Here is a 444-nt window from a genome sequence, read left to right as displayed (position 1 = left end):
GGCCAACTACGAGCAACAAGTACTGCTGGCGCTGGAAGAATCGGAAAACGCCTTCAGCGATTACGGCAAGCGTCAGCAACGCCTGATCTCGCTGATCCGTCAGAGCGAATCGAGTCGCAAGGCTGCTGACCTGGCAGAAATCCGTTATCGCGAAGGCACCACCGATTTCCTCGTCCTGCTCGACGCCCAGCGTGAGCGCCTGAACGCCGAAGACACTCAGGCCCAGGCCGAAGTCGAGCTGTATCGCGGCATCGTCGCGATCTACAAGGCCCTCGGCGGTGGCTGGCAACCGGAGACAGTCGCCAGCAAGTAAAGGTTGTTAAAGAGCTCCTTTGGTTGGCCGCAACCAACCAAATTTTTTGCCCCGCGTATCATTCGGTCGCGGGGTTTTTTTATGCCTTTGTGCAGCACTGGGTTTCTTGTGGGAGCGAGCCTGCTCGCGAA

The 444-nt window shown here is 57.9% G+C and carries 1 protein-coding gene; it reads left to right on the top strand.

Annotated elements, in window-relative coordinates; translation table 11 throughout:
* Nucleotides 1–313 (top strand): TolC family protein (locus J5M71_RS28540; RefSeq protein WP_207839019.1); only part of this gene is annotated, 313 nt, incomplete at its 5' end.
* Nucleotides 314–444: the final 131 nt, after the last annotated feature.

Source organism: Pseudomonas sp. 43(2021) (assembly GCF_017490805.1).
In the GTDB taxonomy this organism is placed as follows: Bacteria; Pseudomonadota; Gammaproteobacteria; order Pseudomonadales; family Pseudomonadaceae; genus Aquipseudomonas.
This window is presented reverse-complemented; position numbering and strand designations above follow the sequence as displayed.